Below are 26128 nucleotides of genomic sequence, written 5' to 3'. Positions count from 1 at the left end.
GATCTGCTGGCGTTTTTTTATCGCTAAAGATAATCTCTAGGCTTTAGCGCTTTGGTCATGGTGATCATCGCGTTATACTTCATCGAAACTATTACATTAGGTGGTCAGATGCATCAAGTCATTTGCTACATCAGTATCTTGGCGACAAGTCTTGTTCTTGCAGCTTGTGGGCAGTCAGGTGCGTTGCACTTGCCGAATGATCCAGATTACGACAAGCGTGCCAAGTATTTGTTATATAAAAATACCGAAGCTGAATCCAAAGCCTCCGATGAAAAACGAGATGCCCCTGTGCAACAACAGTTTGCTGCGCCTGAAGCATCAGATTCAACGACTACACCTTAACGCTTTCAAAGAAAGGATACCTTCATGAGTTTCACCCGCATTAATGGGGTATTGCACGCTGAGCAATGTTCATTACAACAGCTCGCAGAGCAATTTGGCACACCTCTCTATGTTTATTCCAAAGCCACCTTGGAAAAGCATTTTTTAGATATGGACCGTGCTTTTAACTTTATCGATCATCAAATCTGTTTCGCGGTAAAGTCCAACTCCAATCTTGCGGTATTGAATGTATTGGCCAAACAGGGGGCCGGTTTTGATATTGTGACCGGTGGTGAATTGGCACGTGTGCTAAAAGCCGGTGGTGAGCCTTCGAAAATCGTATTTTCGGGCCTGGGTAAATCTGAAGCGGATATCAAAAAAGCCTTAGAAGTGGGCATTGCCTGCTTTAATGTGGAATCTCATGCCGAGCTGGATCGTATTCAAAAGGTTGCGGCTGAATTGAATGTTAAAGCGCCGATTTCATTGCGCGTGAATCCGGACGTCGATGCCAAAACCCATCCTTATATTTCAACCGGTCTAAAAGAAAATAAATTCGGTATTCCATCTGATAGCGTATTTGCAACCTATCAATATGCGGCGTCACTGGCCAATCTGGATGTGGTCGGGATTGACTGTCATATCGGTTCACAGCTCACCGAAACCCAGCCTTTTGTTGATGCGCTGGATCGTGTCATTGTCATGATTGACCAGCTCAAAGAAATGGGTATCCACCTCAAACACATCGATATTGGTGGTGGTCTGGGGGTGACTTATAAAGATGAAACCCCGCCATCGGTTGAAGAATATGCCAATGCGCTACGTCCAGCATTAGAAAAATTGGGCCTGAAAGTGTATATGGAGCCGGGGCGTAGTATTTCTGCCAATGCGGGTGTATTGCTGACCAAAGTCGATCTGCTCAAACCGACCAATCATCGTAATTTTGCCATCATTGATGCGGCGATGAACGACCTGATTCGTCCGGCTTTATATGAAGCATGGATGGACATTCAGCCAGTGACGCCGCGTAATGATGCTGAAACTAAAGAATGGGATGTGGTAGGTGCGATCTGTGAAACCGGTGATTTCCTCGGTAAAGAGCGTGAATTGGCAATCAAAGAAAATGATGTACTGGCAGTCTTGGGCGCAGGTGCCTACGGTTTTGTGATGAGCTCAAACTACAACAGTCGCGGCCGTGCGGCTGAAGTGATGGTTGATGCAGATCAGGCACATCTGATTCGTGAACGTGAGACGATTGAATCACTCTGGGAACGTGAGCGTTTATTGCCTTAAGGACTAAATCGAGATGTTATTAGAATTTACCAAGATGCATGGTCTGGGCAATGACTTTATGGTGGTTGATCTGATCAGCCAGCGCGCTTATTTGGATCCGGTCACCATTCAGCGCTTGGCCAATCGTAACTTTGGTATTGGTTTTGATCAGCTGCTGGTGGTTGAACCACCAGACGTACCGAGTGCAGATTTTAAATATCGGATTTTTAATGCCGATGGTTCGGAAGTAGAACAATGTGGCAATGGCGTGCGCTGTTTTGCCAAGTTTGTACATGACCGTCAGCTGACCAGCAAAACCAAAATCAAGGTACAGACGAAGTCTGGTATTGTTGAACCGGAATTGGGTGCCAATGGCTGGGTGCGGGTCAATATGGGCTATCCGAAATTCCTGCCACAGGACATTCCATTTTTGGCCGATGCACCGGAAAGCCTGTATGACATTGAGCTTGCTAGCGGTGAAAAGCTGAGCATTGATGTGGTGAATATGGGTAATCCACATGCGGTGACGATTGTACCGGATGTGATTGCTGCCGATGTGGCACGTATTGGCCCACAAGTTGAAGCGCATGCGCGTTTCCCGGCACGGGTCAATGCTGGCTTTATGCAGATCATTGATGAAAAACATGCGCGTTTGCGTGTGTATGAACGTGGTGTCGGCGAGACTCTGGCCTGTGGTACAGGTGCCTGTGCCGCAGCCATTTCCGGGATGCGCCGTGGTCTGCTGTCGAGCAAGGTTGAAATCGAGCTGGCAGGTGGCAAGTTGCAGATCGAGTGGAAAGAAGGTGATGTGGTCTGGATGACCGGACCAACGGCGACCGTGTATGAAGGGCGTCTGGATTTGCGTTATTTTCAGGGTTAATCGGCATTAAGTTTTAAAAAAGCACCGTGCTCAGAACGGTGCTTTTTTTATGTTAGGATGAAACTGAAATTTAATATGCATGATTATGCCTTCATGAATCAGCTTGTATTTTTACCGGGTGCATCTGGCAGCCAAGGTTTTTGGCAGCCGTTAAGGGCAGCATTAACCGAATATCCAGATCAGCAGGTCATTGCCTATCCAGGATTTGATGGGGTAGCGCCAAATGTAGCCATTCAAAACCTGTATGATTTGCAAGAACTAGTAAATAGGCAGATTCAGGATGACTCCATTCTGATTGCCCAGTCGATGGGTGGTGTACTGGCAGTTGGGTTGGCGCTTAAGCATCCGCAAAAAGTCAAAGGGCTGGTATTGTTGGCGACATCCGGTGGTTTAAATTTGAAGAGATTTCACTGTGCCGACTGGCGAACAGATTATGGTGAACAGTTTAAAGCAGTACCGAACTGGTTTGTACAAGATCACACTGAATTTAATCCTGATCAGCTCGCCGGTCTTGAAATTCCCATTTTGCTGATTTGGGCAGATCATGATCCTCTAAGCACCATTCAAGTAGGACAATACTTAGAAAAAATATTTAAAGCAAAACTGCATATCATCCAAGGCGGAAATCATTTCTTTGCCCACACTCATGCAGATCAGGTGGCAGCACTGATTCAAGATTATCTGGAGCAATTTTAAATGGAGCATGCAGTGACTGTGCCTCCTCAACTTTTACTCAATATGTGGCTGAAAGAACGTGAAATCCAGAACCAGTCTAAACATACCTTGCAGGCCTATGCTCGTGATGTCTCGGATTTTTTAGAGTTTTGCCAGCGTGAGCAGCTCAATTTAAACGATGTAGAAGCCACAGACCTGCGCCAGTTTCTGGCTGAAAAAGTCGAACAGCATCAGCTGAGTCCCAGCAGTCTTCAGCGCATGCTGTCGTCCATTCGCCAGTTTATGAAATGGGCAGAGCAGGCCCAGCATCTCGCTTTTAATCCGGCTGATGATTTTCAGTTAAAGCGCCAATCGCGTCCTTTGCCGGGCATGGTAGACATTGAAACCGTGAATCAGATCATCGATCAGCCTGCGCCTGAAAATGAAATCCAGCAGCAAATGTGGCTCCGGGACAAAGCGATTCTGGAGTTGCTGTATTCCAGTGGGTTGCGTCTGGCCGAATTACAAAACCTCAGAATCAAAGATATCGACTTTAACCGGCAGTTGTTACGTATTACTGGTAAAGGTAATAAAACCCGGATTGTGCCTTTCGGCTCCAAGGCCAAAGCAAGTGTCATGGCCTGGTTACAGCTTTATCCACGCTGGAATGGCGACTTTGTGCCAGAGGCGAATGTATTTATTACCCAGAAGGGCAATCCACTGGGTGCACGCCAAATTGAAAATCGGGTCAAGTTTCAGGCGCAGCGCGCAGGCGTCAATGTGGATTTACATCCGCATTTGTTACGTCACTGCTTTGCCAGTCATATGCTGTCGAATAGCCGCGACTTACGTGCGGTTCAGGAAATGCTGGGCCACAGTAATTTAAGCACCACCCAGATTTATACTCACGTCGATTTTGATCATCTGGCACAAATTTATGATCAGGCGCATCCGCGTGCACAGCATAAAAAGGATTGATCATGCGCCAAGTGGTAGAAAGTAAGAATCATGAATATATTTTTTTGGCATAAAACTTTCATATTTAAATCTTAAAATGGAATTGAACTGAAAGCTGGCGTTCTGTTGGGCATTTCACTATTGTCTTATTCGTTAAATGCGCCATTTCAGGTATAACAAGAACGAGTAATTAATATTTAAAATGAAGTATGACTGAGCAAAGTCTCAGCATTTGGCGGATGGGAATTGATATGGACACAATAGTGATTGCAGATATAGAACAAAAATATGCACAGTTAAGCGCAGCTCAAAAAGAAATGTTTGCAGGTTATGGTTTGCGACAAATCAAGCATTTTGTGGACATTAGCTTACCGAGTCTTGCAGCGACTTTACCTGAAGGTGCCATCATTCAAGGGATTAATGCCGATGGTAAAGTTCAGGCATTTAATGCAATGACAGGACAATACTATTTATGGATTTCTGATTTACAGTGGCAAGTGTCGAATCGTGCCACCCAAGCGGTCGATTTAAAAGAAGATGCGATTGCGATTTGGACAGTTTTTGAATTATCAGACTATGAATTGGTGGATTTAAGCCATATTCATCGTGATTTTTTAGCACAGGTAACTGCCTAAACTCCCTAGTATCTCGGCTTTACTCAAGGAAAAGGTTGTCTTTAAACAAGGCAACCTGATATTTTTCTTATCGTCAAACTTGCGATCTATCTATCTGCAACATAGCGGGTGCTTTAAGCTGGCTATGATTATTTAGCGCTGGAATTAAAAATACGCCGTCGCCATTCTTAATCCATTCGTTTATAAATCTTCTAAAGGCAATTGGAAACTCTGTTTAATAATCTGACTAGGTAAATCGGTTTTAACACTGGTAATACCATTTTTTTTAGTCAGATGGGTCGACTGGAATTTACGGTAACTTTCCAGATCAGGCACCACAACCTTCAGCATGGCATCACTCTCTCCCAAAATGATATAGCACTCCATCACCTGAGGCAGTTCTTTCATGGCCTCAATAAAGGTGTCAATGGTTTCAGCATCTTGACCGACCAGCCAAATCCGTGAAAACAAAATCAGCTGAAAGCCAATTTTCTGTTGATCGACAATGGTGGTGTAATTCTGAATCACACCCGCATCTTCCAGTAATTTGACCCGCCGCAAACAGGAGGAAGGTGAAAGTCCAATTTCCCGCGCCAGATCATTATTCTGAATACGGCCATTGGCTTGTAAGTGTCGAATGATATTTTTATCAATTCGATCAAGTTTTACTCGCACAGACTTGGTAGATATTTTCATAAATTAGAATAATATTCGAAAAATAAGACTTATTATAAAATAAATTGAAAGCCAATTTTGTAAAAAATCGCAGATACTTGTTTCACTTTCTGGAGTTTGAAAGGAAAAGGAAATGTCTGTATTTGTACTCTTTGCACTGACCGTGCTTCCCCTGATTTTTACGCCTGGACCCGATATGTTATTTATCCTGTCTCAAGTGATGGGTAAAGATGCAAAAGCAGGCATGATGGCGACTGTCGGTGTGTGTTGTGGTTATCTGGTGCATTCGATTCTGGTCGCACTCGGAATTGCCGCGATTATTGTGTCCTTTCCGGTGCTGTTTGAAACGATTCGCTGGCTCGGAATTGCTTATCTGCTGTATCTGGCCTTTGGCCTGTTCAAGTCAGTATTCAGTAAAAATGTGCTGAACATTGAGAAAAAGACGTCAGCCAATCCGATTCAAAAAGGTTTTTTTACTGCGTTATTAAACCCGAAAGGCATGCTGATTTATTTTGCGATTTTGCCGCAGTTTATTGATAAATCGGCCAATACTGTCAGTCAAGGTTTGATTCTGTCCTTTATTTTTATTGGTCTAATTTTTGTGGTGTATTGTGGCTTAAGTATTTTGTTCAGCAAAATCAGCCAGAAAACCCAGATTGATGAACGTAAACAAAAATGGGTAGACGGAACTTCTGGTGGTTTATTGGCGCTTGCAGCAAGCTGGCTCATCATCAATTAAGCCCGATTCAAAAAAGCATACTTTTCACAGTATGCTTTTTTTATAGTTAAAAGCACTTGAAAAAGAGATGACTTTTCCAGCATATCTATAAGTGAGCGGGTTGCTTATTCAGTCAATTGGTCTTTTTAGTGGGCCAAATCCGTTTCAAAGAAGATTTCTGTCTAAAATGACAAATATGATTGTGGGTTCATCCTGCCAGTTTTGCTGCCAACTACTTTCATTTTATTTTGCGTACAGCTTTTCAATCAGAACTATTGATGTGACTAATCAAATAAAAAAATAATATAAATCAATGCTTAAATTTTAAGTAAATGTTTATACATTTCATTGTAATAAATGGATAACAATTAATTGTGAACGCATCGTTCAGGTAAATTTACGCATTTTTACAGCTCTTTGTTGAATTGTGACTTGACCGAAATGCCGTACACATTGCAAGATAGGGCACCTAAAAAAATTTAAGTGAAGAGTTACACTAACTTTTCTCAACATTTACATTTGCTAAAACAGCCGAGGATTACATGAAGGCTCTTGTTGCTGTAAAACGTGTGGTTGATGCCAACGTTAAAGTTCGTGTTAAACCGGACAACAGTGGTGTTGACTTAACCAACGTTAAAATGTCAATTAACCCATTCTGTGAAATCGCAGTGGAAGAAGCGGTTCGTTTAAAAGAAAAAGGAACTGTTTCAGAAATCATTGTTGTTTCTATTGGTCCTAAAGAAGCGCAAGAACAGATCCGTTCTGCAATGGCGCTTGGTGCTGACCGCGGTATTCTGGTTGAAGCTGATGACAGCCAGCTCGGTGCGCTAGAAATTGCTAAAATCCTGAAAGGTGTTGTTGAAGCTGAACAACCACAATTAATCCTTCTAGGTAAGCAAGCCATTGATGACGACTCTAATCAGGTTGGTCAGATGCTTGGCGCTCTAATGGGTGCGGGCCAAGGTACATTTGCTTCTGAAGTGAAAGTAGATGGCGACAAAGTACAAGTAACACGTGAAGTAGACGGTGGTTTACAAACTGTTGAACTTGCACTTCCAGCCATTATTACCACTGACTTGCGTTTGAACGAGCCACGTTATGCAGCGCTTCCAAACATCATGAAAGCGCGTAAAAAACCGCTTGATAACAAGTCGCCTGCAGATTTTGGTGTAACGACCACAACTAAACTGAAAACAGTAAAAGTTGAATCACCTGCAGAGCGTAAAGCTGGCGTACAAGTGAAGTCTGTAGACGAGCTTGTAGAAAAATTGAAAAACGAAGCGAAAGTGATCTAATACAGAAGGATAAAAATCATGAGTATTTTAGTTATCGCTGAGCACGACAACAAAGCATTAAACGCTGCTACTTTAAACGTTGTTGCTGCGGCGCAAAAAATCGGTGGTGATATCACTGTATTGGTTGCTGGTTCTGGCGCTCAAGCAGTTGCTGATCAAGCAGCGAAAGTTACGGGTGTAAGCAAAGTCGTACTTGCTGATGATGCTGCTTATGCAAACCAGCTGGCTGAAAACGTAGCGAAACTGGTTGCTGAATTAGGTAAAGGTTATAGCCATATTCTTGCTGCTTCGACTACCACTGGTAAAAACATTTTACCACGTGCAGCTGCGCTTCTTGATGTGAGCATGATTACGGACATCATCGCAGTCGATGGTCCTAAAACATTCAAGCGTCCGATCTATGCAGGCAACGCGATTGCAACTGTAGAGTCAGGCGAAAATGTCGTACTGGCAACTGTTCGTGGTACAGCATTTGATGCTGTTGCTGCTGAAGGCGGTTCTGCCTCTGTAGAAGCTGCGACTGTTGCTGGCGATGCAGGCATTTCTAAGTTTATCAACGAAGAAATCGTAAAGTCTGAGCGTCCTGAATTAACAGCTGCTCGCATCGTGGTGTCTGGTGGTCGTGGTGTGGGTTCTGGTGAGAACTATCACGCGATCCTTGATCCATTGGCGGACAAGCTTGGTGCTGCACAAGGTGCATCACGTGCTGCAGTAGATGCTGGCTTCGTTCCTAACGATATGCAGGTTGGTCAAACCGGTAAAATCGTTGCACCTGACCTGTACATCGCTGTCGGTATTTCTGGTGCAATTCAGCATTTGGCCGGTATGAAAGAATCTAAAGTGATCGTTGCGATCAACAAAGATGAAGAAGCGCCAATCAATGCAGTGGCTGACTACTGGTTAGTTGGTGACTTGAACACTGTTATTCCTGAATTGGTTTCTAAAATCTAATTCCTGAATACAGTTTAAAACGCCTCTTAGTCTCTGTACCAAGAGGCGTTTTTTATTGGAAAATTTTTAAAGATACTCGGCAGTCGAAACTAGAGTATGTGATTTGGATGAAAAGTGATAAAATCCTGCTTTGCTTTTTCTCCTGTTTTGATCATGTCCTTTTCCAGAACCGCTCATATCCTGTTTATTAGTTTCCTGCTGATTGCGCTCTATGTGAGTATTTGTGTGCATACTGCGTTGAATGCACCGCTGTCAGTAACCCAGTATTTATTCAGTGAGTCGGGCGCTTTTGAAGTGCTTAGTCCTTGGCTATGGTACTTGCTGGCCATGCTGTGTCTGCTAAATACTGAAATTAAACTGAATACCCGGATATTTACCGCTGCTGCTGCGATATTGTTGGGCTTCAGGGAAATGGACTTTCATAAGCGACTGTTTGATGACAGCTTTATTAAAACCAATTTTTATCGCAGTGCTGAAATTCCGCTCATGGACAAGCTGCTGGGCTTTATTTTATTGCTCGGGATTATTTTTGTCTTTATGGTACTGGCAAAAAAATTGGTAAACACCATACGCAGCATGAAAGATTCTTTGAATATTGCGCATTTTTTTATCTTCCTGACCATTGCCTGTGGCGGACTGAGCAAGGTTCTGGATCGCACGACGTCAACCCTCAGGGAGGAATTCAATATTCAGCTCATACCACATACCCAGGTCATGATCATGACCATTGAGGAAGGGGTGGAGATGCTATTGCCGATTCTATTGATTGTGGCGGTGCTGACTTATCGCAAGGTACTGAATCAAGCGCATTAAAAGACAGATTAAATCTAAGGAAGATGCCCATTTTGTGTGTGCATCTTTTTTTTGCACTGCTGTTTTTATGTATATTTCGGGTGCGAAAAAATATGGATGTGGTGCACTTGTTTTTGACGCTGAAATAACAGGAAAATGACCACTAAAATGAAGATAATTAACAAGGTTAAGCTGAATATTTCGACACAAAAATACAAGTGTTTATGCTATAATTTAGGGCTGTATTTTAGTTTTTAACTCAGTCGTTTGAGTTAATGATTTTGCTAGTTTTACGACATATAAATACAAGCCAAAACTGGCTTGTAGAATAAGGAGTATGCATGAGCGTATCGGAAATTAGACCGATTGCCATTGAGGATGAACTTAAAAGCTCATATCTCGATTATGCGATGAGCGTGATTGTGTCACGTGCATTGCCCGATGTACGAGATGGTTTAAAACCTGTTCATCGTCGTGTGCTTTTCGCAATGCACGAATTAGGCAATGACTATAACAAAGCTTATAAAAAGTCTGCACGTGTCGTCGGTGACGTGATCGGTAAATATCACCCGCATGGTGACTATGCTGTATACGAAACCATTGTACGTATGGCACAAGATTTCAGTTTGCGTTACCAGTTGGTCGATGGTCAGGGTAACTTTGGTTCGGTCGATGGCGACAGCGCAGCAGCGATGCGTTATACCGAAGTGCGTATGCGTAAACTGACCCACGAACTCTTGGCGGATCTTGAAAAAGATACCGTCGAGTGGGAAGACAACTACGATGGCTCTGAGCGTATTCCTCAGGTGATGCCCACCCGTGTACCGAACTTACTGGTTAATGGTGTAACCGGTATTGCGGTGGGTATGGCGACCAATATGGCGCCGCATAACATGACTGAAGTTGTGAATGCGTGTCTGGCCTATGCCAATGATCCCCAGATCAGCATCGAAGGGTTGATGGAACACATTTCTGGTCCGGACTTCCCGACAGGCGGTATTATTTACGGTAAATCGGGCATCGTGGATGCCTACCGTACCGGTAAAGGCCGTTTACACATCCGTGGCAAGTATCACTTCGAAGAAGATCCGAAGAATGGCCGTACCACGATCGTGTTTACGGAAATTCCATATCAGGTCAATAAAGCAAAAACCATTGAACGTATTGCTGAACTGGTTAAAGAGAAAAAACTGGAAGGTATTTCCGAGCTGCGTGACGAGTCTGACAAAGACGGTATGCGTATCGCGATTGACTTGAAACGTGGCGAAAACGCCGAAGTGATCGTGAACAACCTGTTCCAGAATACGCAACTTGAAAACTCTTTCAGCATCAACATGGTCTGCCTGGACAATGGCCAGCCTAAACTGATGAACCTGAAAGATATTATTGCAGCGTTTATCCGTCACCGTCAGGAAGTGGTAACGCGTCGTACCATGTTCGAATTACGCAAAGCGCGTGAACGTGGTCATATCTTGGAAGGTTTAACCGTTGCTCTGGCGAATATTGATGCCATCATCGAAACCATCAAAAGTTCTGCAAACCCGGCTGAAGCGCGTGAGCGTTTGCAGGCAGGTGAGTGGGCAGGTGGCGGTGTATTGGCATTGCTAGAAAAAGCTGGCTCAGTTTCTGTACGTCCGGATGAGATTGAAGGTGAAGACCCAAGTCGTCCGTTTGGTCTGGATGGCGATATTTATCGTCTGTCACCAACCCAAGTCAATGCGATTATGGAACTGCGTCTGCATCGTTTAACCGGTCTTGAACAAGACAAGTTACATGCTGAATATAGTGAAATTCTGGCGCAAATTGCTGAACTGACTGCAATTTTAAATGACTTTAATCTGTTGATGAATGTGATTCGCGAAGAGCTTGCGTTAATTCTGCAGCAATATGGCGATGCACGTAAAACGTCGATTGTTGAATCACGTATCGATTTCTCTCGTGAAGATCTGATTCCTGAAGAGCAAATGGTGCTGACGGTTTCAAAAACAGGCTATGCGAAAACTCAACCATTGTCTGACTACGCCGCACAGCGTCGTGGTGGCCGTGGCAAGTCTGCGACCAGCATGAAAGAAGACGATTACATTCAACATCTGATTGTGACGTCAAGTCATGCGACGGTACTTTGCTTTACCAACGTTGGTAAAGTCTATCGTCTGAAAGTGTATGAAGTGCCACAAGCATCACGTGGTGCCAAAGGTCGCCCAATGGTGAACTTGTTGCCATTAGACGAAAACGAGACCATTACCGCAATTTTACCGGTGATTGATGCACCGAAGAAATTCAAAGAACGTCTGGCGGACTTCAAAGCCTTCGTAAAAGCCAATGCTGCACAACTGCAAAGCAATGAAGTGATTAATGGTCACTTTACGGCACTTGAAGCGGCACTTGCTGAATCTGAAGAGGGTGCGGATGATATTTCTGATGCACTTCGTGTTCAATTGAAAGAGCTAGGTTTAGAACTTTCAACGACCGATCTTGATGATGACATCATCAATGATTTTGCACAGCAGGCTGAAGCGGTTCGTAAAAACTTCTATGTGTTTATGGCGACTGAATACGGTACGATTAAACGTGTAGAACTTGAACAGTTCTCGAATGTGCGTTCAAACGGTTTACGTGCGATTGAACTGAATGGCGATGACACTTTAATTGGTGTTGCGATTACTGACGGCGAACAGCAAATCATGTTGTTCTCGAACGAAGGTAAAGCCATTCGCTTTGCAGAAACTGATGTACGTTCAATGGGTCGTTCAGCCAAAGGTGTGCGCGGTATGCGCGTGACCATCGGTGCAGCAGCCTTGCTGGAAGAAAGCGAAGAAACTGAGATCGAGTCTGATGATGAAGATACTGCAGATTCAGCATTGATCAGCCGGATTGTATCTTTAGTTGTTGTCCCTGAAACTGGCGAAGTATTGTGTGCTTCTGAAAATGGTTATGGTAAACGTACCCCGGTGGATGACTTCCCGACCAAGAAACGTGGCGGTAAGGGTGTGATTGCACTCAAGACCTCAGAACGTAATGGTCAGTTGGTCGGTGCAGTAGCGATTGATGCATCTAAAGAGCTGATGTTAATTTCCGATGGCGGTACTTTGGTTCGTACCCGTGCCTCTGAAGTGGCTCAAACCGGTCGTAATGCACAAGGTGTTCGTCTGATCCGTCTCGGTAATGAAGAGTTACTGGTTGGTGTGGTTTCAGTTGAAGCTGTTGAAGAAGATGAGTTTGTTGAAGCGACTGAAACAGATGCAGTAGCTGAACATGTTGAAAAAGATGGTGAAAACTCAGTAGAAGAATAAGTGTTCTATTGATAAAAAGGGCGCTTCGGCGTCCTTTTTTATAAATCTTGACTGAATGAAGGTAAGCGATGAAAACCCAATCAATGTTGTTAGCGGCAGCAGTTGCATTAAGTGGCTGTAACTCAATGGACAATATCCCAAACCCAAGTCCTGAGCAGGAACAGGCAGCACAGCTGGCCTATGAGGATTTGCGTGATGGGAAATATGACGAGTTTCTGGATCAGCTAGAGCCGCAATTGCAAACACAGTTTAAGGACAACGAAAAGCTGATGAAACGCTTTTCACGTTCAATTCCGCAAGGTGAGTACAAGTCTAAAACTTTAATGACCAAGCAGATTGAAGAAGCAACCAACCAGCCTGGCCAATATAAGATCAGCTATGAAATTGCCTATCCAAATAATCTGGTGCAGTATGATGTCAGTTTCGACCAGCCGAATGGTAGCAACAAGATTCGTAATTTTAATATTCAGGTCTTTGGCGAATCTTAATCCATAAGTTGATGACAGCATAAATCCAATGCTTTATCTGCTTTGACTCACTTGAATCAAACGTCGATAAGCCAAGAAAAAACATAAACTGCCTATCAGCCCCAGATATATCAGTTTAGGCAAAATCAGTGCGGTCGGTACACCCATCTGATTCAGTTGAATAAACATCTGCACCATTTGGGTAGAAGGCAGTATCTCAGCGATCACTTGCATCCAGATGGGCATAGCTGCATGTGGCCAGGCAGCACCGGATAAAAAAAATAGAGGGATAGAAGTAAAAACAATTACATGTCCAGCGCGTTCCGGCATATCCAGAAAACTGGCAAATAGGCAGGTGATTCCAATCACAGTATAAACGAAAACCGGCACAGCCAGCAGCATGCCGAATAGGTTACCCCCTCGCGGATAATCAAATAACCAAAAGGTAAATCCAAATAAATAAAAACAACCCAGACAGCCAATGCTCAATATCGCTAAACATAGCCCAATCAACGCATTTGAGTTTAACTGCACTTTTCTTTCGCGGTACACCAGAATCAGCATATTCAAACCTAAAAAAATGGTCTGATGAATGATGAGAGGGGCGACCGCAGGAAAGACATAACTGCCATAGCCGGAGAGCGGATTAAACAATGGAATCTGATGCACTGATAGGGCAGGAGAAAAATCTGAAACCTGGCCAAAACGTTCAGCATAGTCTGCCAAGGTCTGCTCAAGAGAGGTCGCTAAACCGATCCCCATCTGTTTGGTGACTAAAAAATTGGCAGCACTTAAGTACAGTCCTATTCCACCCGTTTCACCATGCCTTAACGTTTGCGATAAATTGTCCGGTAGCAGCAAAATCCCATCCGCTTGTTGCGATTCAACCCATGTTTTGGCTTCGGCGAAATTGCTGGTAATCGTCTTGATTTCAACATCCGGGCTTTGACGGACTTGGCTAATAATCCGCGCGCTCAAGTGACTTTGTTCTGCATCAACAATAATAATCGGTAAGGCTTCGGCTTGCTGTGCCTGATAAGCAAAGGGATAAAAGAAGCTATAAAACACCACTGATAAAATCAGCGTGGTAAAGATAGCGCCGTGGCTGGCAATATCTTTAAAGCTGCGCAGATAATAAAACCAAAGGGATTTCATCAGGCTGCTCCTTTGGCTATTTTCTTGAGAAAAATATAGGCTAGCAGTGCGTACACCACCACATAGGCCAGCAAGATCCATACAGCTTGCAGTGAGATCTGCACTGGACTGCCAATCATCCATTGTTCAGTTTGTAATTTGGCATAAGGAGTAAAGGGGATAATATTGGCCCAAAACTGGGTGAATAGGGGTGCATTATTTAAAGGTAAAGTCACCCCGGCAAAGCTCAATGATGACCCACCATATACAGCAATCAAGCCGAAAGATTTACTTAAATCTTGGGTGGTCAGCACCACCGCAGCGCTTAAAAATGCATAGGCGCTATACAGCAGCAATTGTGCCAATAAAATCAGACCAAGCGAACCGGCAACAAACCAGCCGCGAATTTCAATCATCCAAAACATCCACGCCCAAGTCCATAGACTAAAAATAGCCACATAGACCAGATTTTTAGACACTAAAGCCATCCAAATGGATGAGTTGCTAATCCAGCTTGTTAAGGTCTGCCGCTTCAGTTCCTGACCGACGGAAAATGCCACACAACAACACAGCAGTAAATGCAGAACTGCGAGAATGACATAAGGTTCTAGATATAACTCATAATTCAATTGCGGATTATACAAAGGTGAGATTTTGATCTGTGGTGTCGGTGCTTGGATATAGGGCAGTCGATTCACCAGATAGTGCTGTTCAGTAAACTCAGCCAGGGCTTGTAAGGTACTCACCAGCATGGCTGAAGAAATTGTATTGCCGATACTGAAATAACTCTGGTTAAAGGCAATGCTAATTTCTGCATCCTGAGCACGAACAAAACGTTGTTCGGCACCATTTGGAATATGGATATAACCCCAAATTTTATTTTTATTCAGTAGGCGTTCAACTTCAGCAGCTTGCTCGGATACTGTTTCAATTTTAAGGGTATGATTGAGCGAGACATGTCGATAGATGCTTTGGCTGAACGCACTTCGGTCTTGATCAATAATGGCAATCGGTAAATGAGTAGGCTTGCCCTGCGCAAACATGCTGCTGAATAAAATAATTACTAGAGCAGGTGCCAGCGTAACCAGGCACAGATCCCATTTTTCTCGGAGCAAATAGCTTAGTTCGCGCCATATACCCAGCCACATTAGGGCGTCTCTTTAAGTTTAAATAATACGCTCATACCGACTTTCAGTTCAGGTATGGTTTGTGTCGGTAGCAAATGCAGTTTAAAACTTCTCACATCATAGCCGCCGGTTTGGCGGGTGGTTTTAATGGTGGCAAATTCACCTTCAGCGCTAATACTTTTGATCTGAAAACTGGCTGTTTGATCCAAGGCTGGAATATAACCTTGAATGCTTTCTAATTTTTGAAATGGAGCATACTGGTCTTCGCGAATATTCAGGCTTACCCACATCTTCTCTTCAATCAGGCTGACCACGGGCACTGCGGTTGCGACCAGCTCAGATATTTTGCCATAAGTTTTAGACACCGTTCCATTGACGGGGGCCAGCAATTCGGTTTCTGCTTCTAGCGCATTGGCTTCGTTTAGAGCAGCCTGGGCAATGTCTACTTGTGCATCGGCTGAACTCTTTTGCTGCGGGGTGCTGCCACGCTTGGCACGTGCATATTGCTGATAGGCGGCCTCAGTCATTTCTAGCGCAGATTGACTGGCTGCATACAGTTCATCACGGCGCTGACGTGAAATCACACCTTCCTTAAATAGATTTTCCCCACGCTGATAAGATACTGTGGCGAGATTTTGCTGTGCTTTTAGCGATTGCCAGTTGGCATACAGACTCGCGACATTTTCTTCCTGCGAGCCACGTTCAGCTGTGGACTGTAAGGCCAAAGCCGATTGTAAGGCTGCTGTAGCTTGCTGTTTTTTGGTTGCAATTTCCGGGCTATTTAAGCGAACCAGAACATCGCCTTTTTTAACTCGCTGACCTTCTTCCACATAGATTTCTTCAATCCGGCTTGGCACTTTGGTGGCCACCTGAATCGTTTCAGCCTCGACACGACCTTGCAATTCAATCGGCGTCGGTTGATAGCTTTTCCATAATCCAAAAATAATCACGGCCAGCAGAATAGGAAGCAACGCCAGCAGTAGATATTTTTTCTTTTTGGAGATTTCAGGAGGCTGCTCATCGGTCGAGGTCGTCGCGTGATTTTCCTCTAGCGTTGCTGATTGGGTCTGTGGAGCGGGAGAGCTTTCTGTTTCGGTAGATGAAACCGCTTCATTCACAGGATCATTGGGTTTTTGATCGTCGTTCATGTTCGGCTCCATTAGCGAATATAGTGAGTATTGGTGTGTTGAATATAATTGGGAAATTCGGTAATCGAGCCATGGCTTTGTAACAGGGTGGCCAGTGACATCACATATTTATAGGCATTCAAGGCAGTTTCGGCTCGTAGCCCGCTAAGCATGTTTTGGGCATCAATGACCTGTGTTGCTGTTCCGATATCCTCTTTAAAGGACAACTCTTGAATGCGTAAATTTTCCTGCGCAGCTTTTAGATTTTGTTCCAACAAAGCATGACTTTGCTGTGCACTCAAGGCTTCGCTATAAGATTTATAAATCAGGTTTTCAATCTCTTGCTGGGTGCGTGAGGTGAGCAGTTCTGTGGCATAGCGTTTGAGCTCGGCCGCCTGAATATTTTTGTTTTTATCAATCCCTGAAAACAGGTTATAGCGTGCGGCAACACCGACAATCCAGTTTTGATTCTGATCCAAACTATATTCACCAAAAGCAAAGACATTGGGTTTTTTTGCTGCTTGCTGAGCTTTGACATTGGCTTGTGCTAATTGGGTATCTAGCTGCATTTTTTGAATCAGCGCAGAGTTTTGACTAAAGGTTTTCAGTAGTTGATTTAAAGCCTGTGGCTCGGTCTGATTGACAAATAAAGGTGTCGACAGTTCAGTGATACTGCTTTGTTGCAGCAGATTATTCAGTTGAAATAGACTGGCATTTAAATTGGTTTGCATATTTTGCTGACTGCGCTCGGCATTATTACGCGCCACTTCAAACTGCATGCGCTGGCCTTTGCTAATAAAACCTTGCTGTTCCATTTTTAAGGCATTGCGATAATGCTGTTGCATGGCATTCAGATTAAATACTGCTGCTGCATGGAGTTGCTTTTGCAGTTGCACATTAAAATAACTTTGAATCAGTTCGAAACGCTGCGTGTCTTGTTGCTGTTGATTACTGAGCTGACTGCGACCGACCTGAAGATTGGCAATCTCCTTGGCGCTATGAGTCAAACCACCGGTATAAAGCGGCATCATCATGGACACGGTAGGACGAATCACTTGATCTTCGAGTACGACCTTGGAGGTATCGGGAATTAAGCCTACACCGTCATGAATCGGTTGTTGTAAACCTTCTTTTAAAGGATTGGCAATATTCTCAGCTAAATTAAACTCATCAATTTTATTATTTAAGCCATTGGTGAGAGATTGCTCCAAGTTGTTTTTAAGAGCACCTAAAGGAATATCTAATTCATTATGAAAGGCATAAGCACGCACATTCAGATCGACACGTGGTAATCCCAAACCTTTTACCGCTTCAGCTTCAAGTTTCGAGGCTTGTTCCAAGCTTTGATAGGCCTGACTGCTGTAAGAAGACTGCAATAACTGTTTTTCGGCGTCTTGAAAACTCAAAGTCTGGGCGTATAGACCCTGGCTATTCAACCATAGACCTGACAATAATCCACACCCCAAAAATAATTTACTTTTATAGTTCGTCATATTCATGCAAGCAGATGGCCAAAGTGAAGAATAAGTTGATTTGTGTACATTATAAATCAGTGGTTTGCAGCTCAGTAAGGGGCATGGTTGTAGTATTGTTTATTTTACATCTGTCTAGCATTAAGGACGCTTGCGCGTCCTGACTAACTTAGGGCGGTTCTTTTGAAATTTTCATCATTCATGCAAAAATCTAAACAATCTTTTAAAACCCCTACGGCTCTATAAATATGCTCCGGTTTATCCAGATAAATTTGTCCATTATTTAACACTTCTAGACCCGCTCTATTTAATTCAAGTTTATGTCTCTCATCAATGGGAACAATAAATTGAACAGTAGGACGTTTTCGGTTCACATCATAGCGGAATAACCATCTATTATTTTTACTTTGATACAGAATGGAATAATAGCTCTCCGTATCTTTTCCGGTGAGTTCATGGTCTGGAAAAAGTTCATGGATAATATTTTGTAAGCTTTGTTCATCTACCGTTGTAACAATTCTTTGATTCTGAGGATTTATAATGTCTTGTTGAAGATTTGAGGGAGTCGGTTCTTCTGAAACTTCATCAGTCCTTAATTCAGTTTGTTGCTCAATGGGTTATGCTGTAATGATGGTGGGTGCAGATAAGCCTTTTAAAACCGTATCGCTAATTGCACGTTCGACTGCTTGTTTAACGAAGGGTTGAATTGATTCAAGGAATTTTGTATTGAGCTGTCTTGGAATATTGGCTTGCTGAGCAACATAACGTACAAAATCAATATCGACTTCATTAATTGATTTTTTGATTACCGCTTTAAACTGTTGGATATACTGATTCTCTTCGGCAAAAAATCGTAATTTTTCTACATGGAAATTATCATGTTTGAATTCTGCTAATTGAGTCAGTTCTTCGGCTTGATGTTTAGTGAAATCAACAACCAGAAAAGGTTTTTCATCCATAATATTTGGATTAATGAGGTCAGTGAAAAAACGCCATTCACGTCCATTGGTAATGACGCCAATGGTCACTCCCAGAGTAGAGTTAAAATATCGGGAGAGTTGTGGTGCGTGATTTGTTAAATTACTTGCATAAGATTTGGCTTCAATAAACATAACTGGTTGACCATTACAATATAGGGCGTAGTCAACGCGCTCTGTTGATTTGACACCAGGAAAATCAGCGGCAAACTCTGCCAGTACTTTCGTTGGATCATAAGGACTGAAGCCTAAAATATCCAGAAGTGGTAATATAAGTGCTTGTTTGGTGGTTTCTTCAGTTGAGCAATGCGCACCGACACGTTTAACATGCTCAATATGTAATTTGAGGCGATTAATAAAGTTATCCATTTTTTCCCTACTTCTAATTTTTCAGATTATTTTTTAATCATTGTGAGTTCATCATAATAGTTTTATTTTTAAACTCAAACATTTAATAAAAATAGGCATAATAAGTTTAATTAACCCTATAAATGGTCAACTTATCTTGTGAATCTACATTGATTTTTTGACTGTAATTACAGTTCGAGATTGAAATAATTTTGTGCAAGACCTTGCCAGATATGGTTAAATGCCATCATTTTATTGTGTCTCACATAGATAAGGAAAACTCATGCGCGCGTACAACTTCTGTGCTGGTCCTGCTGCATTACCGACTACCGTACTTGAAAAAGCTCAAGCTGAAATGCTTGACTGGCATGGCAAAGGTCTTTCGATCATGGAAATGAGCCACCGTAGTTCCGACTATGTGGCCGTGGCTGAAAAAGCGGAAGCAGACCTACGCAAACTCATGAATATTCCCGAGAACTACAAAGTATTGTTCTTGCAGGGTGGCGCATCCTTACAATTTTCGGCAATTCCATTGAACTTGCTGGGTAAAAATAACAAAGCGGACTATATCCATACCGGAATCTGGTCTGAAAAGGCATTGAAAGAAGCGCAACGCTATGGCGATATCAATGTCGTAGAAGCAGGTATCAAAATTGATGCTAAACACGCGATTAGTGCGCAAAGCGAATGGAAGCTGTCTGCCGATGCCGCCTATGTGCACTATGCAGACAACGAAACTATTGGTGGTCTGCAGTTTGCCTCTATTCCTGAAACAGATAAGCCCCTTGTTTGTGACTATTCGTCAAGCATTTTATCTGCGCCACTTGATGTATCAAAATTTGGTGTGATCTATGCAGGTGCGCAAAAGAATATCGGCCCAGCGGGTTTAACCCTGGTGATTATTCGTGAAGATTTACTGGATCAAGCCAAAGCTGAAATTCCAAGTATCTTAAAATACTCAGATCAAGCCAAAAATGGTTCTATGGTAAATACGCCGTCGACTTATGCATGGTACTTGTCTGGTCTGGTATTTGAATGGTTGCTGGAAAATGGTGGTGTAGAGGCCATGCATAAAGTGAACCTGGAAAAAGCCAATCTGCTTTATGGTTATATCGATCAAAGCGATTTTTATGCCAATCCAATCTTCAAAGAAAATCGTTCAATCATGAATGTGCCATTTACTTTGGCCAATGCAGATCTTGAAAAACAATTCCTGAAAGAAGCAGAAGCCCAGCATTTATTGAATCTTGCGGGTCACCGCTCTGTCGGTGGTATGCGTGCCAGTATTTATAATGCAGTGCCATTAGAGGGCGTACAAGCCTTGGTGAATTTTATGGATGACTTTGCAAAACGCAATGGTTAATCCCTGAAATGTAAAAACCCAGCATAGGCTGGGTTTTTTTATGCATTCGGTTATGTCAGGGAATTTAAAAAATAAAAGTATGCAGGGTAAAGCCGCAGATCAGCATTCCCAACATGAAAAAAAGGCATGACATCATATCAATATTATAGCGAGAGCTAAGATGATGCTCGACCTGGTCTAATGTTTCTTCTTGCACGATTTTCATAGATATTTATTGTCCGATCTATTTATCGTTAATACTATTTGTTGTGAGTATTTTTATCATAAAAAATTGATTAAATAAAGTACATTCTTGATTAAAGTTCATAAATTTTCATTTTATTTAAATATCAGCTTTGGATTTGTCTGAACTTATTCGTATGCGAAATCAAAGTCTTATTTTTACAAGATTTTTAGGATTCGATTGCATGTATAAAATGAATTCATGTGAATTTAACAATGTGGATAACTCGATTTTTTAAATGATTTAAATAGGTTATTAAGCTAGAAAAAATGGGTAAAAAATAATCAAAAAAATAAAATTAAAAACAGAAAATACGGATTAAACAAAGAAGATCCCCATCAAAAAGAAGACCTTCTTTGTTTATTTTAACTTAAGCCGATTTTCTATAAATATTGGCCTGAATCCACAGATTTCCACGAATATATTGACCAATCTGGAAATTTTTATGCTGCTCATTCCGCGTTGCAATCCGGATCAAGGTGGCTGGTTGACCTTCATCATGAATCAGCGTGACATCATACAGGGTATAGTCCTGATCCATAAACTGCATGGCAGTTTTACCGACAATATTGCCCTGAAACCAGGCTTCATCTTCCTGACCCATGGTTTCACCATAAAGATAAGCCACCATTTTAGAGAAATCTACAGTAACAGGTGCTTTATCTTCTTCTGAGTGTGGCTGCCAGGCATCAATCTGTTCCTGCAAATTATCGGGTGCCACGCCCTGGTTGGCTGCCAGAATATCATTCAAGGCACGGTGATGCTTGATCGAAGCCGGATCATCCACCACCAGATGTTCATGGTCAGCCACTGCTTCAAGCTCATAGGCCCAAGCATTCAGATTCACCACATAGGACTGGTCTTTTTCATAATGCGGATGATTGACGCTATACAGACTATCGAAAGCATAAATAATATTGTTGGCACCCAGATTCAGACGTAATACCGCCTGAGTATTGGATTTGCAGGAAATAATTCGGTCGATGGTCGCTTTGACCTGATAAGGACTATCAAAGCAGGGGAATGCAGTTTTTACTGCTTGCGGCTTATTATTTTCTATGGCGATCACTTGGCTCAATTGCACCGCAGCTTTGCTCGGCCCCTGAATCAGCCAGGTATTTTCATCCATATCACATTCTTGTGTGCAAATGCCCATCGGCATAATAGGCGCATCAAGAGCTTTGCCTAACCACTGTGGCACATCTGTACCTGGATTCTCGGTGAGTAATGTCCAGTGTTCGACGTGACTACCGAAATTCTGATCATCAATGGTGATGATCTCTGGGCTATTCTGATTTTTCATATGCACAATTGATCTTGGATGACTTATTTATAGTTAATCGAGGGTCATTGCGATTTTTCAAGTCAATCGAATGAATTTTCAAATTAAATGCAGCCAATTTTTTTCTAGACTAAATCACAGTCGTTGCTCAAATCAAATAGATTCAAAAAAACATGAGCGACAGCAGCGATGAAAATGCAACGATTTAATCATCAACCTGATCCTCTCAATTTGCTAGAATACCCAGGATTTATACCTTAATGGGAAACCCTGTGTTGCCATTCAAACTTTGGGTCGATGCTGATGCATTACCCCGTATTTTAAGAGATGTGATTATCCGTGCGTCGGATCGCTATCAGTTGGAAGTGACTTTTGTGGCTAATCAGTCGGTGGGCATTACGCCTTCAGTCCGGATTAATTCAATTCAGGTGATGAGTGGCGCTGATGCTGCAGATAAAGAGATTATTCTGCGCATGAAAGAGCATGATATTGTCATGACCCAAGATATTCCCCTGGCGGCAGAAGTGATTGAAAAGGGCGGGATTGCCATTCATCCACGCGGTGAAGTGTATACCACGGCCAATGTCAAAGCACGTTTACATCTAAGAGACTTTATGGATAGTTTGCGTGGTGCCGGCGTACAAACGGGTGGGCCACCTCCGATTTCAGAGCGGGATAAGCGTGAATTTTCAAGCGCACTGGATCAAACCATTCAAAAACAAAAACGTAAAACATCTGCACTTTAAGAGCAATCGCGCATGCCAACACACACCAATATGGTTGTGACCTATCTTTTATTGGTTTTTATCTGGGCCACTACACCGCTAGCCATTGTCTGGAGTGTAAGCGATCTGCATCCGCTCTGGGCACTGGCTCTGCGATTTTTTCTGGCATTGCCTTTTGCATTTATCTTGTTGTGGCTGTTTAAAACCCGTTTTCCTGTCGATTCTCTCTCGATGCACAGTTATCTGGCTGGAGCTTGCAGTTTTATTGGCTCGCAGATTTTTACCTATCTGGCCACGGATTATCTCAGCTCAGGCATTATTGCGCTGATGTTTGGTCTGGCACCTATTATTACCGGATTGATTGGCCGTTTCGTGTTTCAGCTCAAGCTCTATCCTTCACAGTGGTGCGGGATGGCGATTGCCCTGACTGGTTTGGCAGTGATTTGTCTCGGTGGTAAAGACCAGCACATTCAGCCAATCGGCATTGGTCTGATGTTACTGAGTGTGTTTATTTATTGTGTTTCGATGTTCTGGGTCAAAAAAGTCAATGCACCCTTACAACCGATGGCGCAAGCGGCAGGTTCCATTGCAGTTTCAGCAGTCATGGCGTGTGCCATGTTGCCATTTATCTGGCAATTTGTGCCAACCCAAATGCCTCAGGCAAAATCACTGATCGGGCTAGGATATGCCGTGGTGATGGCTTCGCTGATTGCCATGTTCTGTTATTTTAAACTGGTACAGAAAATCAGGGCGACCACCTTGTCTTTGACGACGGTATTGACTCCAATGCTTGCTTTATTCGTAGGTGTGCTTTTGAATGGTGAAAGCTTGTCGGGTGAGGCCTTAATCGGTGTCGGTATTTTGTTGACGGGTTTATTGTTGTATTTTTCCAGAGAAATTAAAGCGAGCTATGCAGCTCGCCTTCCATCCAGTATTCACAATGACTAAATCAGTGATTTAAGCAAAGTTGGCTTTGACACATTCACCCAGTTTGACGCGGTCTTGTGGGTGCATGGTAATGAAATAAGCACCGGTCCGGAATTTGCTATTTTCTTCTTCACGACTGTAGGCCACCTGGGCGGTTGCCGCAATATGGAAGAAATTTTCCGGGTGGCTTAAAGTCACGTGCAGATAGGTACCTTCAGTGATGGGGCGGTCACTAAAGAAACTAAAACCGGTTTCCGAAAAGTTCACCTGCTCTGGTACGGGTAACATGCTTTGTACAATTGCGTCATACAAAGAACCGGTAATAAGGTTTAATTTTTGGTTGAATAAGGATAAGATTCGAGCAATTTGTTGATCTTTTTCAGATAATTGTTCTAATTCGTAGTTAACCGCATGATCAAATTGATCTAGCTCTGCAAGTAGTAGAAAATAGCGGGGCAAGACAAAGTTAGAGTCATAAGGATCATTTAAGGCAACATCATCGGAAATAATCTGATAATTAATTCGTAAGGCAGCATCGATGCGAGACATAACGCGTCTTTCCGTGTATCCGTTTGGATGCTGTACATTTTCCATAATTTATTACCTCGGACTAGATGGTTATGTTTAAACCAATCTCGCTGTATATAGGGTTGAAATATACTCGCGCACGGCGTAGTAACCACTTCATTTCTTTTATTGCATTGGTCTCAATGATCGGTCTCACGCTCGGTGTAGCAGTCCTCATTACAGTTTTGTCTGTGATGAATGGGTTTGACCGAGAGTTGAAAAATCGTGTCTTGGGAATGATACCTCAAGCTACTGTTTCTTCAACGCAAATTCTAACAAATTGGCCCGAACTTGCAAAGCAGATTGAGCAGCATGAGCATGTCCAAGGGGTCGCACCATTTACCCAATTACAGGGCATGCTGACGGCACAGGGACAGGTTGCCGGGATTATGGTCAGCGGGATTGAACCCGAGTATGAGAAAAAAGTATCCATTATACAAAACCATATGGTCGAGGGCAGTATTGATAGCCTGAAAAAAGGTGAATTTGGTATTGTTCTGGGCAAGCAGATGACCGATGCCATGGGGGTCGGTTTAAACGATAATATTACTCTGGTATTGCCAGAGGCGACCCCTTCACCAGCAGGTGTGGTGCCTCGTTTCAAGCGCTTTAAAGTGGTGGGAATTTTCAGTATTGGTGCTGAAGTCGACTCGATGATGGGATATATCGCTTTAAATGATGCTTCAACTTTATTGCGCCTACCAGATGGTGCACAAGGCGTGCGTTTAAAACTGGATGATATTTTTGTCGCACCGCAAGTGTCTCAGGAAATCGTGCGAGATTTACCAGCCAACTTCTACGCATCTGACTGGACTTATACTCATGGTAATCTGTTCAGCGCGATCCAGATGGAAAAAGCCATGGTCAGCTTGTTATTATTCCTGATTGTGCTGGTTGCGGCATTTAATATCGTTTCATCACTGGTGATGGTGGTGACGGATAAAAAATCGGACATTGCGATTTTACGGACTTTGGGTGCTTCGCCTGCCACCATTACCAAAATCTTTATGGTGCAAGGCACGGTGATTGGGGTGATTGGGACATGTGCCGGCGCAATCCTCGGGATTATTGCAGCGACCAGTATCAGTAGCTTTATCGGCTGGTTAAACAATACTTTGGGTCTGAATATGTTTGATGCCTATTTTATCAATTATCTACCTTCTTATTTACGCTGGCAGGATGTCTTGGTGATTGTCGGCTTGTCATTGGCCTTAAGTTTTGTCGCGACGATTTACCCCGCTTTACGTGCAGCAAAAATTCAACCGGCAGAGGCTTTGCGTTATGAGTAATCTGATTTTAGATGCCCAGAATATTCACAAATCCTTTACCGATGGCAAAGCCACCGTCGATGTGATTCGAGGCTTGTCGCTGCAGGTCAAAGCAGGTGAGTTTGTCTCGATTGTCGGTTCGAGTGGTTCTGGTAAAAGTACCTTATTGCATGTTTTGGGTGGACTGGATCGACCAACATCAGGGCAAGTGATGGTCAATGGTCGCCGTTTCGATACCTTGTCTGAAGCAGAACGCGGCTATGTGCGCAATGAGCATTTGGGTTTTGTGTATCAGTTTCATCATCTGTTGCCAGAATTTACGGCACTGGAAAATGTAGCCATGCCCCTGATGCTCCGCGATAATGTGAAGTTTAAAGAAGCCAAACAGCAGGCTGAATACTTGCTGGAGCGGGTTGGTCTTTCGCATCGTCTGACACATAAGCCAGGTGAATTATCTGGAGGTGAGCGCCAGCGTGTGGCCTTAGCGCGTGCAGTGGTGGGCAAACCTAAACTGATGATGGCAGATGAACCGACCGGAAATCTGGATCGTAAGACTGCAGCAAAGATTTTTGAACTGCTCACCGAATTGCAACGTGAATTCAATATGGCGATGCTGATTGTGACGCATGATGAACAACTGGCACATGCTGCAGACCGAATTTTACATATGCAGGATGGTCTTTGGGTCACACCCTAAATCAA

Annotated in this window: 24 protein-coding genes and 1 pseudogene; 17 read left to right on the top strand and 8 right to left on the bottom strand. The window is 43.1% G+C overall.

What is annotated here, in order from left to right; all coding sequences use genetic code 11:
- Positions 1-108 precede the first annotated feature (108 nt).
- From GVV58_RS04855 to GVV58_RS04830, 6 genes are all read left to right on the top strand, one after another.
- Positions 109-342, top strand: a complete 234-nt coding sequence (locus GVV58_RS04855) for a lipoprotein (RefSeq protein ID WP_005169961.1) — start codon at positions 109-111, stop codon at positions 340-342.
- Positions 343-366: 24 nt separating this feature from the next.
- Positions 367-1611, top strand: coding sequence for a diaminopimelate decarboxylase (lysA, locus tag GVV58_RS04850; protein ID WP_159516087.1), 1245 nt, complete (start codon positions 367-369; stop codon positions 1609-1611).
- A 13-nt stretch (positions 1612-1624) separates the two neighbouring features.
- Complete coding sequence (gene dapF, locus GVV58_RS04845; protein WP_100534855.1) at positions 1625-2470, top strand: diaminopimelate epimerase; 846 nt, start codon at positions 1625-1627, stop codon at positions 2468-2470.
- Between the two features lie 93 nt (positions 2471-2563).
- Positions 2564-3166 (top strand): alpha/beta hydrolase, encoded by a 603-nt coding sequence (locus GVV58_RS04840; RefSeq protein WP_252721254.1) that lies wholly within the window; start codon positions 2564-2566, stop codon positions 3164-3166.
- The gene (gene xerA / locus GVV58_RS04835) at positions 3167-4102 is read left to right on the top strand and encodes a site-specific tyrosine recombinase/integron integrase (protein WP_005097658.1); all 936 of its coding nucleotides are present in this window, start codon (positions 3167-3169) and stop codon (positions 4100-4102) included.
- A 230-nt stretch (positions 4103-4332) separates the two neighbouring features.
- Complete coding sequence (locus GVV58_RS04830; protein WP_034608955.1) at positions 4333-4716, top strand: hypothetical protein; 384 nt, start codon at positions 4333-4335, stop codon at positions 4714-4716.
- 180 nt (positions 4717-4896) lie between these two features.
- On the opposite strand, the gene GVV58_RS04825 is transcribed toward GVV58_RS04830, so the two are convergent.
- Positions 4897-5391 (bottom strand): Lrp/AsnC family transcriptional regulator, encoded by a 495-nt coding sequence (locus GVV58_RS04825; RefSeq protein ID WP_004645712.1) that lies wholly within the window; start codon positions 5389-5391, stop codon positions 4897-4899.
- Between the two features lie 112 nt (positions 5392-5503).
- Here GVV58_RS04825 and GVV58_RS04820 point away from each other — a divergent pair, with 112 nt between their 5' ends.
- From GVV58_RS04820 to GVV58_RS04795, 6 genes are all read left to right on the top strand, one after another.
- Positions 5504-6109, top strand: a complete 606-nt coding sequence (locus tag GVV58_RS04820) for a LysE family translocator (RefSeq protein WP_005097656.1) — start codon at positions 5504-5506, stop codon at positions 6107-6109.
- A 521-nt stretch (positions 6110-6630) separates the two neighbouring features.
- On the top strand, positions 6631-7383 hold the full coding sequence (locus tag GVV58_RS04815; RefSeq protein ID WP_005097655.1) for an electron transfer flavoprotein subunit beta/FixA family protein: 753 nt from the start codon (positions 6631-6633) through the stop codon (positions 7381-7383).
- Between the two features lie 18 nt (positions 7384-7401).
- The gene (locus GVV58_RS04810; RefSeq protein ID WP_005169982.1) at positions 7402-8334 is read left to right on the top strand and encodes an FAD-binding protein; all 933 of its coding nucleotides are present in this window, start codon (positions 7402-7404) and stop codon (positions 8332-8334) included.
- A gap of 153 nt (positions 8335-8487) precedes the next feature.
- A complete protein-coding gene (locus GVV58_RS04805) occupies positions 8488-9147 on the top strand; it encodes a hypothetical protein (RefSeq protein ID WP_100355612.1) in 660 nt (219 codons plus the stop codon).
- A 320-nt stretch (positions 9148-9467) separates the two neighbouring features.
- Entirely contained in the window at positions 9468-12419 is a 2952-nt protein-coding gene (gyrA, locus tag GVV58_RS04800) for a DNA gyrase subunit A (protein ID WP_159516085.1), read from the top strand.
- Between the two features lie 68 nt (positions 12420-12487).
- A complete protein-coding gene (locus tag GVV58_RS04795; protein ID WP_005097650.1) occupies positions 12488-12907 on the top strand; it encodes a hypothetical protein in 420 nt (139 codons plus the stop codon).
- A 33-nt stretch (positions 12908-12940) separates the two neighbouring features.
- Here GVV58_RS04795 and GVV58_RS04790 read toward each other — a convergent pair whose 3' ends face one another.
- The 5 genes and pseudogenes from GVV58_RS04790 to GVV58_RS04770 all read right to left on the bottom strand — a co-directional run bounded on the left by GVV58_RS04790 (position 12941) and on the right by GVV58_RS04770 (position 19092).
- Positions 12941-14041, bottom strand: coding sequence for an ABC transporter permease (locus GVV58_RS04790; protein ID WP_159516084.1), 1101 nt, complete (start codon positions 14039-14041; stop codon positions 12941-12943).
- Entirely contained in the window at positions 14041-15168 is a 1128-nt protein-coding gene (locus tag GVV58_RS04785; RefSeq protein ID WP_159516083.1) for an ABC transporter permease, read from the bottom strand. The genes GVV58_RS04790 and GVV58_RS04785 overlap by 1 nt, the downstream gene beginning before the upstream one ends.
- A complete protein-coding gene (locus GVV58_RS04780) occupies positions 15168-16295 on the bottom strand; it encodes a biotin/lipoyl-binding protein (protein WP_159516082.1) in 1128 nt (375 codons plus the stop codon). Before GVV58_RS04780 ends, GVV58_RS04785 begins: the two co-directional genes overlap by 1 nt.
- 11 nt (positions 16296-16306) lie before the next feature.
- Positions 16307-17773 carry a TolC family protein gene (locus GVV58_RS04775; protein ID WP_159138220.1) on the bottom strand — a complete coding sequence of 489 codons (1467 nt, stop codon included), beginning with the start codon at positions 17771-17773 and terminating at the stop codon, positions 16307-16309.
- 137 nt (positions 17774-17910) lie between these two features.
- A pseudogene (locus GVV58_RS04770) lies at positions 17911-19092 on the bottom strand (type I restriction endonuclease).
- A gap of 262 nt (positions 19093-19354) precedes the next feature.
- Between GVV58_RS04770 and serC the strand changes: the two are divergent.
- Positions 19355-20434, top strand: a complete 1080-nt coding sequence (gene serC, locus GVV58_RS04765) for a 3-phosphoserine/phosphohydroxythreonine transaminase (protein WP_074383369.1) — start codon at positions 19355-19357, stop codon at positions 20432-20434.
- 593 nt (positions 20435-21027) lie between these two features.
- Here the strand turns inward: serC and GVV58_RS04760 are convergent.
- Positions 21028-21960 carry a hypothetical protein gene (locus GVV58_RS04760; RefSeq protein WP_005097639.1) on the bottom strand — a complete coding sequence of 311 codons (933 nt, stop codon included), beginning with the start codon at positions 21958-21960 and terminating at the stop codon, positions 21028-21030.
- A gap of 239 nt (positions 21961-22199) precedes the next feature.
- Between GVV58_RS04760 and GVV58_RS04755 the strand changes: the two genes are divergently transcribed.
- Both GVV58_RS04755 and GVV58_RS04750 read left to right on the top strand, forming a co-directional pair.
- Positions 22200-22685: a YaiI/YqxD family protein gene (locus GVV58_RS04755; protein ID WP_005097638.1), complete on the top strand. Its 486-nt coding sequence runs from the start codon at positions 22200-22202 to the stop codon at positions 22683-22685.
- 12 nt (positions 22686-22697) lie between these two features.
- Entirely contained in the window at positions 22698-23612 is a 915-nt protein-coding gene (locus GVV58_RS04750; RefSeq protein WP_100534843.1) for an EamA family transporter, read from the top strand.
- Between the two features lie 9 nt (positions 23613-23621).
- On the opposite strand, the gene GVV58_RS04745 is transcribed toward GVV58_RS04750, so the two are convergent.
- Positions 23622-24185, bottom strand: a complete 564-nt coding sequence (locus GVV58_RS04745; RefSeq protein ID WP_005097634.1) for a PilZ domain-containing protein — start codon at positions 24183-24185, stop codon at positions 23622-23624.
- Between the two features lie 26 nt (positions 24186-24211).
- On the opposite strand from GVV58_RS04745, the gene GVV58_RS04740 reads away from it, so the two are divergent.
- Both GVV58_RS04740 and lolD read left to right on the top strand, forming a co-directional pair.
- Positions 24212-25447, top strand: a complete 1236-nt coding sequence (locus GVV58_RS04740; RefSeq protein WP_005097633.1) for a lipoprotein-releasing ABC transporter permease subunit — start codon at positions 24212-24214, stop codon at positions 25445-25447.
- The gene (gene lolD / locus GVV58_RS04735) at positions 25440-26123 is read left to right on the top strand and encodes a lipoprotein-releasing ABC transporter ATP-binding protein LolD (RefSeq protein ID WP_005097632.1); all 684 of its coding nucleotides are present in this window, start codon (positions 25440-25442) and stop codon (positions 26121-26123) included. The genes GVV58_RS04740 and lolD overlap by 8 nt, the downstream gene beginning before the upstream one ends.
- The last annotated feature ends 5 nt before the right edge of the window (positions 26124-26128 follow it).

The organism is Acinetobacter sp. 18QD2AZ41W (genome assembly GCF_009829025.1).
In the GTDB taxonomy this organism is placed as follows: domain Bacteria; phylum Pseudomonadota; class Gammaproteobacteria; order Pseudomonadales; family Moraxellaceae; genus Acinetobacter; species Acinetobacter pseudolwoffii.
This window is presented reverse-complemented; position numbering and strand designations above follow the sequence as displayed.

Bases quoted from the DNA above. Each gene is read 5' to 3' on its own strand.
- GVV58_RS04855 (WP_005169961.1), top strand. From the start codon at position 109: ATGCATCAAGTCATTTGCTACATCAGTATCTTGGCGACAAGTCTTGTT.
- lysA (WP_159516087.1), top strand. From the start codon at position 367: ATGAGTTTCACCCGCATTAATGGGGTATTGCACGCTGAGCAATGTTCA.
- dapF (WP_100534855.1), top strand. From the start codon at position 1,625: ATGTTATTAGAATTTACCAAGATGCATGGTCTGGGCAATGACTTTATG.
- GVV58_RS04840 (WP_252721254.1), top strand. From the start codon at position 2,564: ATGAATCAGCTTGTATTTTTACCGGGTGCATCTGGCAGCCAAGGTTTT.
- xerA (WP_005097658.1), top strand. From the start codon at position 3,167: ATGGAGCATGCAGTGACTGTGCCTCCTCAACTTTTACTCAATATGTGG.
- GVV58_RS04830 (WP_034608955.1), top strand. From the start codon at position 4,333: ATGGACACAATAGTGATTGCAGATATAGAACAAAAATATGCACAGTTA.
- GVV58_RS04825 (WP_004645712.1), bottom strand. From the start codon at position 5,391: ATGAAAATATCTACCAAGTCTGTGCGAGTAAAACTTGATCGAATTGAT.
- GVV58_RS04820 (WP_005097656.1), top strand. From the start codon at position 5,504: ATGTCTGTATTTGTACTCTTTGCACTGACCGTGCTTCCCCTGATTTTT.
- GVV58_RS04815 (WP_005097655.1), top strand. From the start codon at position 6,631: ATGAAGGCTCTTGTTGCTGTAAAACGTGTGGTTGATGCCAACGTTAAA.
- GVV58_RS04810 (WP_005169982.1), top strand. From the start codon at position 7,402: ATGAGTATTTTAGTTATCGCTGAGCACGACAACAAAGCATTAAACGCT.
- GVV58_RS04805 (WP_100355612.1), top strand. From the start codon at position 8,488: ATGTCCTTTTCCAGAACCGCTCATATCCTGTTTATTAGTTTCCTGCTG.
- gyrA (WP_159516085.1), top strand. From the start codon at position 9,468: ATGAGCGTATCGGAAATTAGACCGATTGCCATTGAGGATGAACTTAAA.
- GVV58_RS04795 (WP_005097650.1), top strand. From the start codon at position 12,488: ATGAAAACCCAATCAATGTTGTTAGCGGCAGCAGTTGCATTAAGTGGC.
- GVV58_RS04790 (WP_159516084.1), bottom strand. From the start codon at position 14,041: ATGAAATCCCTTTGGTTTTATTATCTGCGCAGCTTTAAAGATATTGCC.
- GVV58_RS04785 (WP_159516083.1), bottom strand. From the start codon at position 15,168: ATGTGGCTGGGTATATGGCGCGAACTAAGCTATTTGCTCCGAGAAAAA.
- GVV58_RS04780 (WP_159516082.1), bottom strand. From the start codon at position 16,295: ATGAACGACGATCAAAAACCCAATGATCCTGTGAATGAAGCGGTTTCA.
- GVV58_RS04775 (WP_159138220.1), bottom strand. From the start codon at position 17,773: ATGAATATGACGAACTATAAAAGTAAATTATTTTTGGGGTGTGGATTA.
- serC (WP_074383369.1), top strand. From the start codon at position 19,355: ATGCGCGCGTACAACTTCTGTGCTGGTCCTGCTGCATTACCGACTACC.
- GVV58_RS04760 (WP_005097639.1), bottom strand. From the start codon at position 21,960: ATGAAAAATCAGAATAGCCCAGAGATCATCACCATTGATGATCAGAAT.
- GVV58_RS04755 (WP_005097638.1), top strand. From the start codon at position 22,200: ATGGGAAACCCTGTGTTGCCATTCAAACTTTGGGTCGATGCTGATGCA.
- GVV58_RS04750 (WP_100534843.1), top strand. From the start codon at position 22,698: ATGCCAACACACACCAATATGGTTGTGACCTATCTTTTATTGGTTTTT.
- GVV58_RS04745 (WP_005097634.1), bottom strand. From the start codon at position 24,185: ATGGAAAATGTACAGCATCCAAACGGATACACGGAAAGACGCGTTATG.
- GVV58_RS04740 (WP_005097633.1), top strand. From the start codon at position 24,212: ATGTTTAAACCAATCTCGCTGTATATAGGGTTGAAATATACTCGCGCA.
- lolD (WP_005097632.1), top strand. From the start codon at position 25,440: ATGAGTAATCTGATTTTAGATGCCCAGAATATTCACAAATCCTTTACC.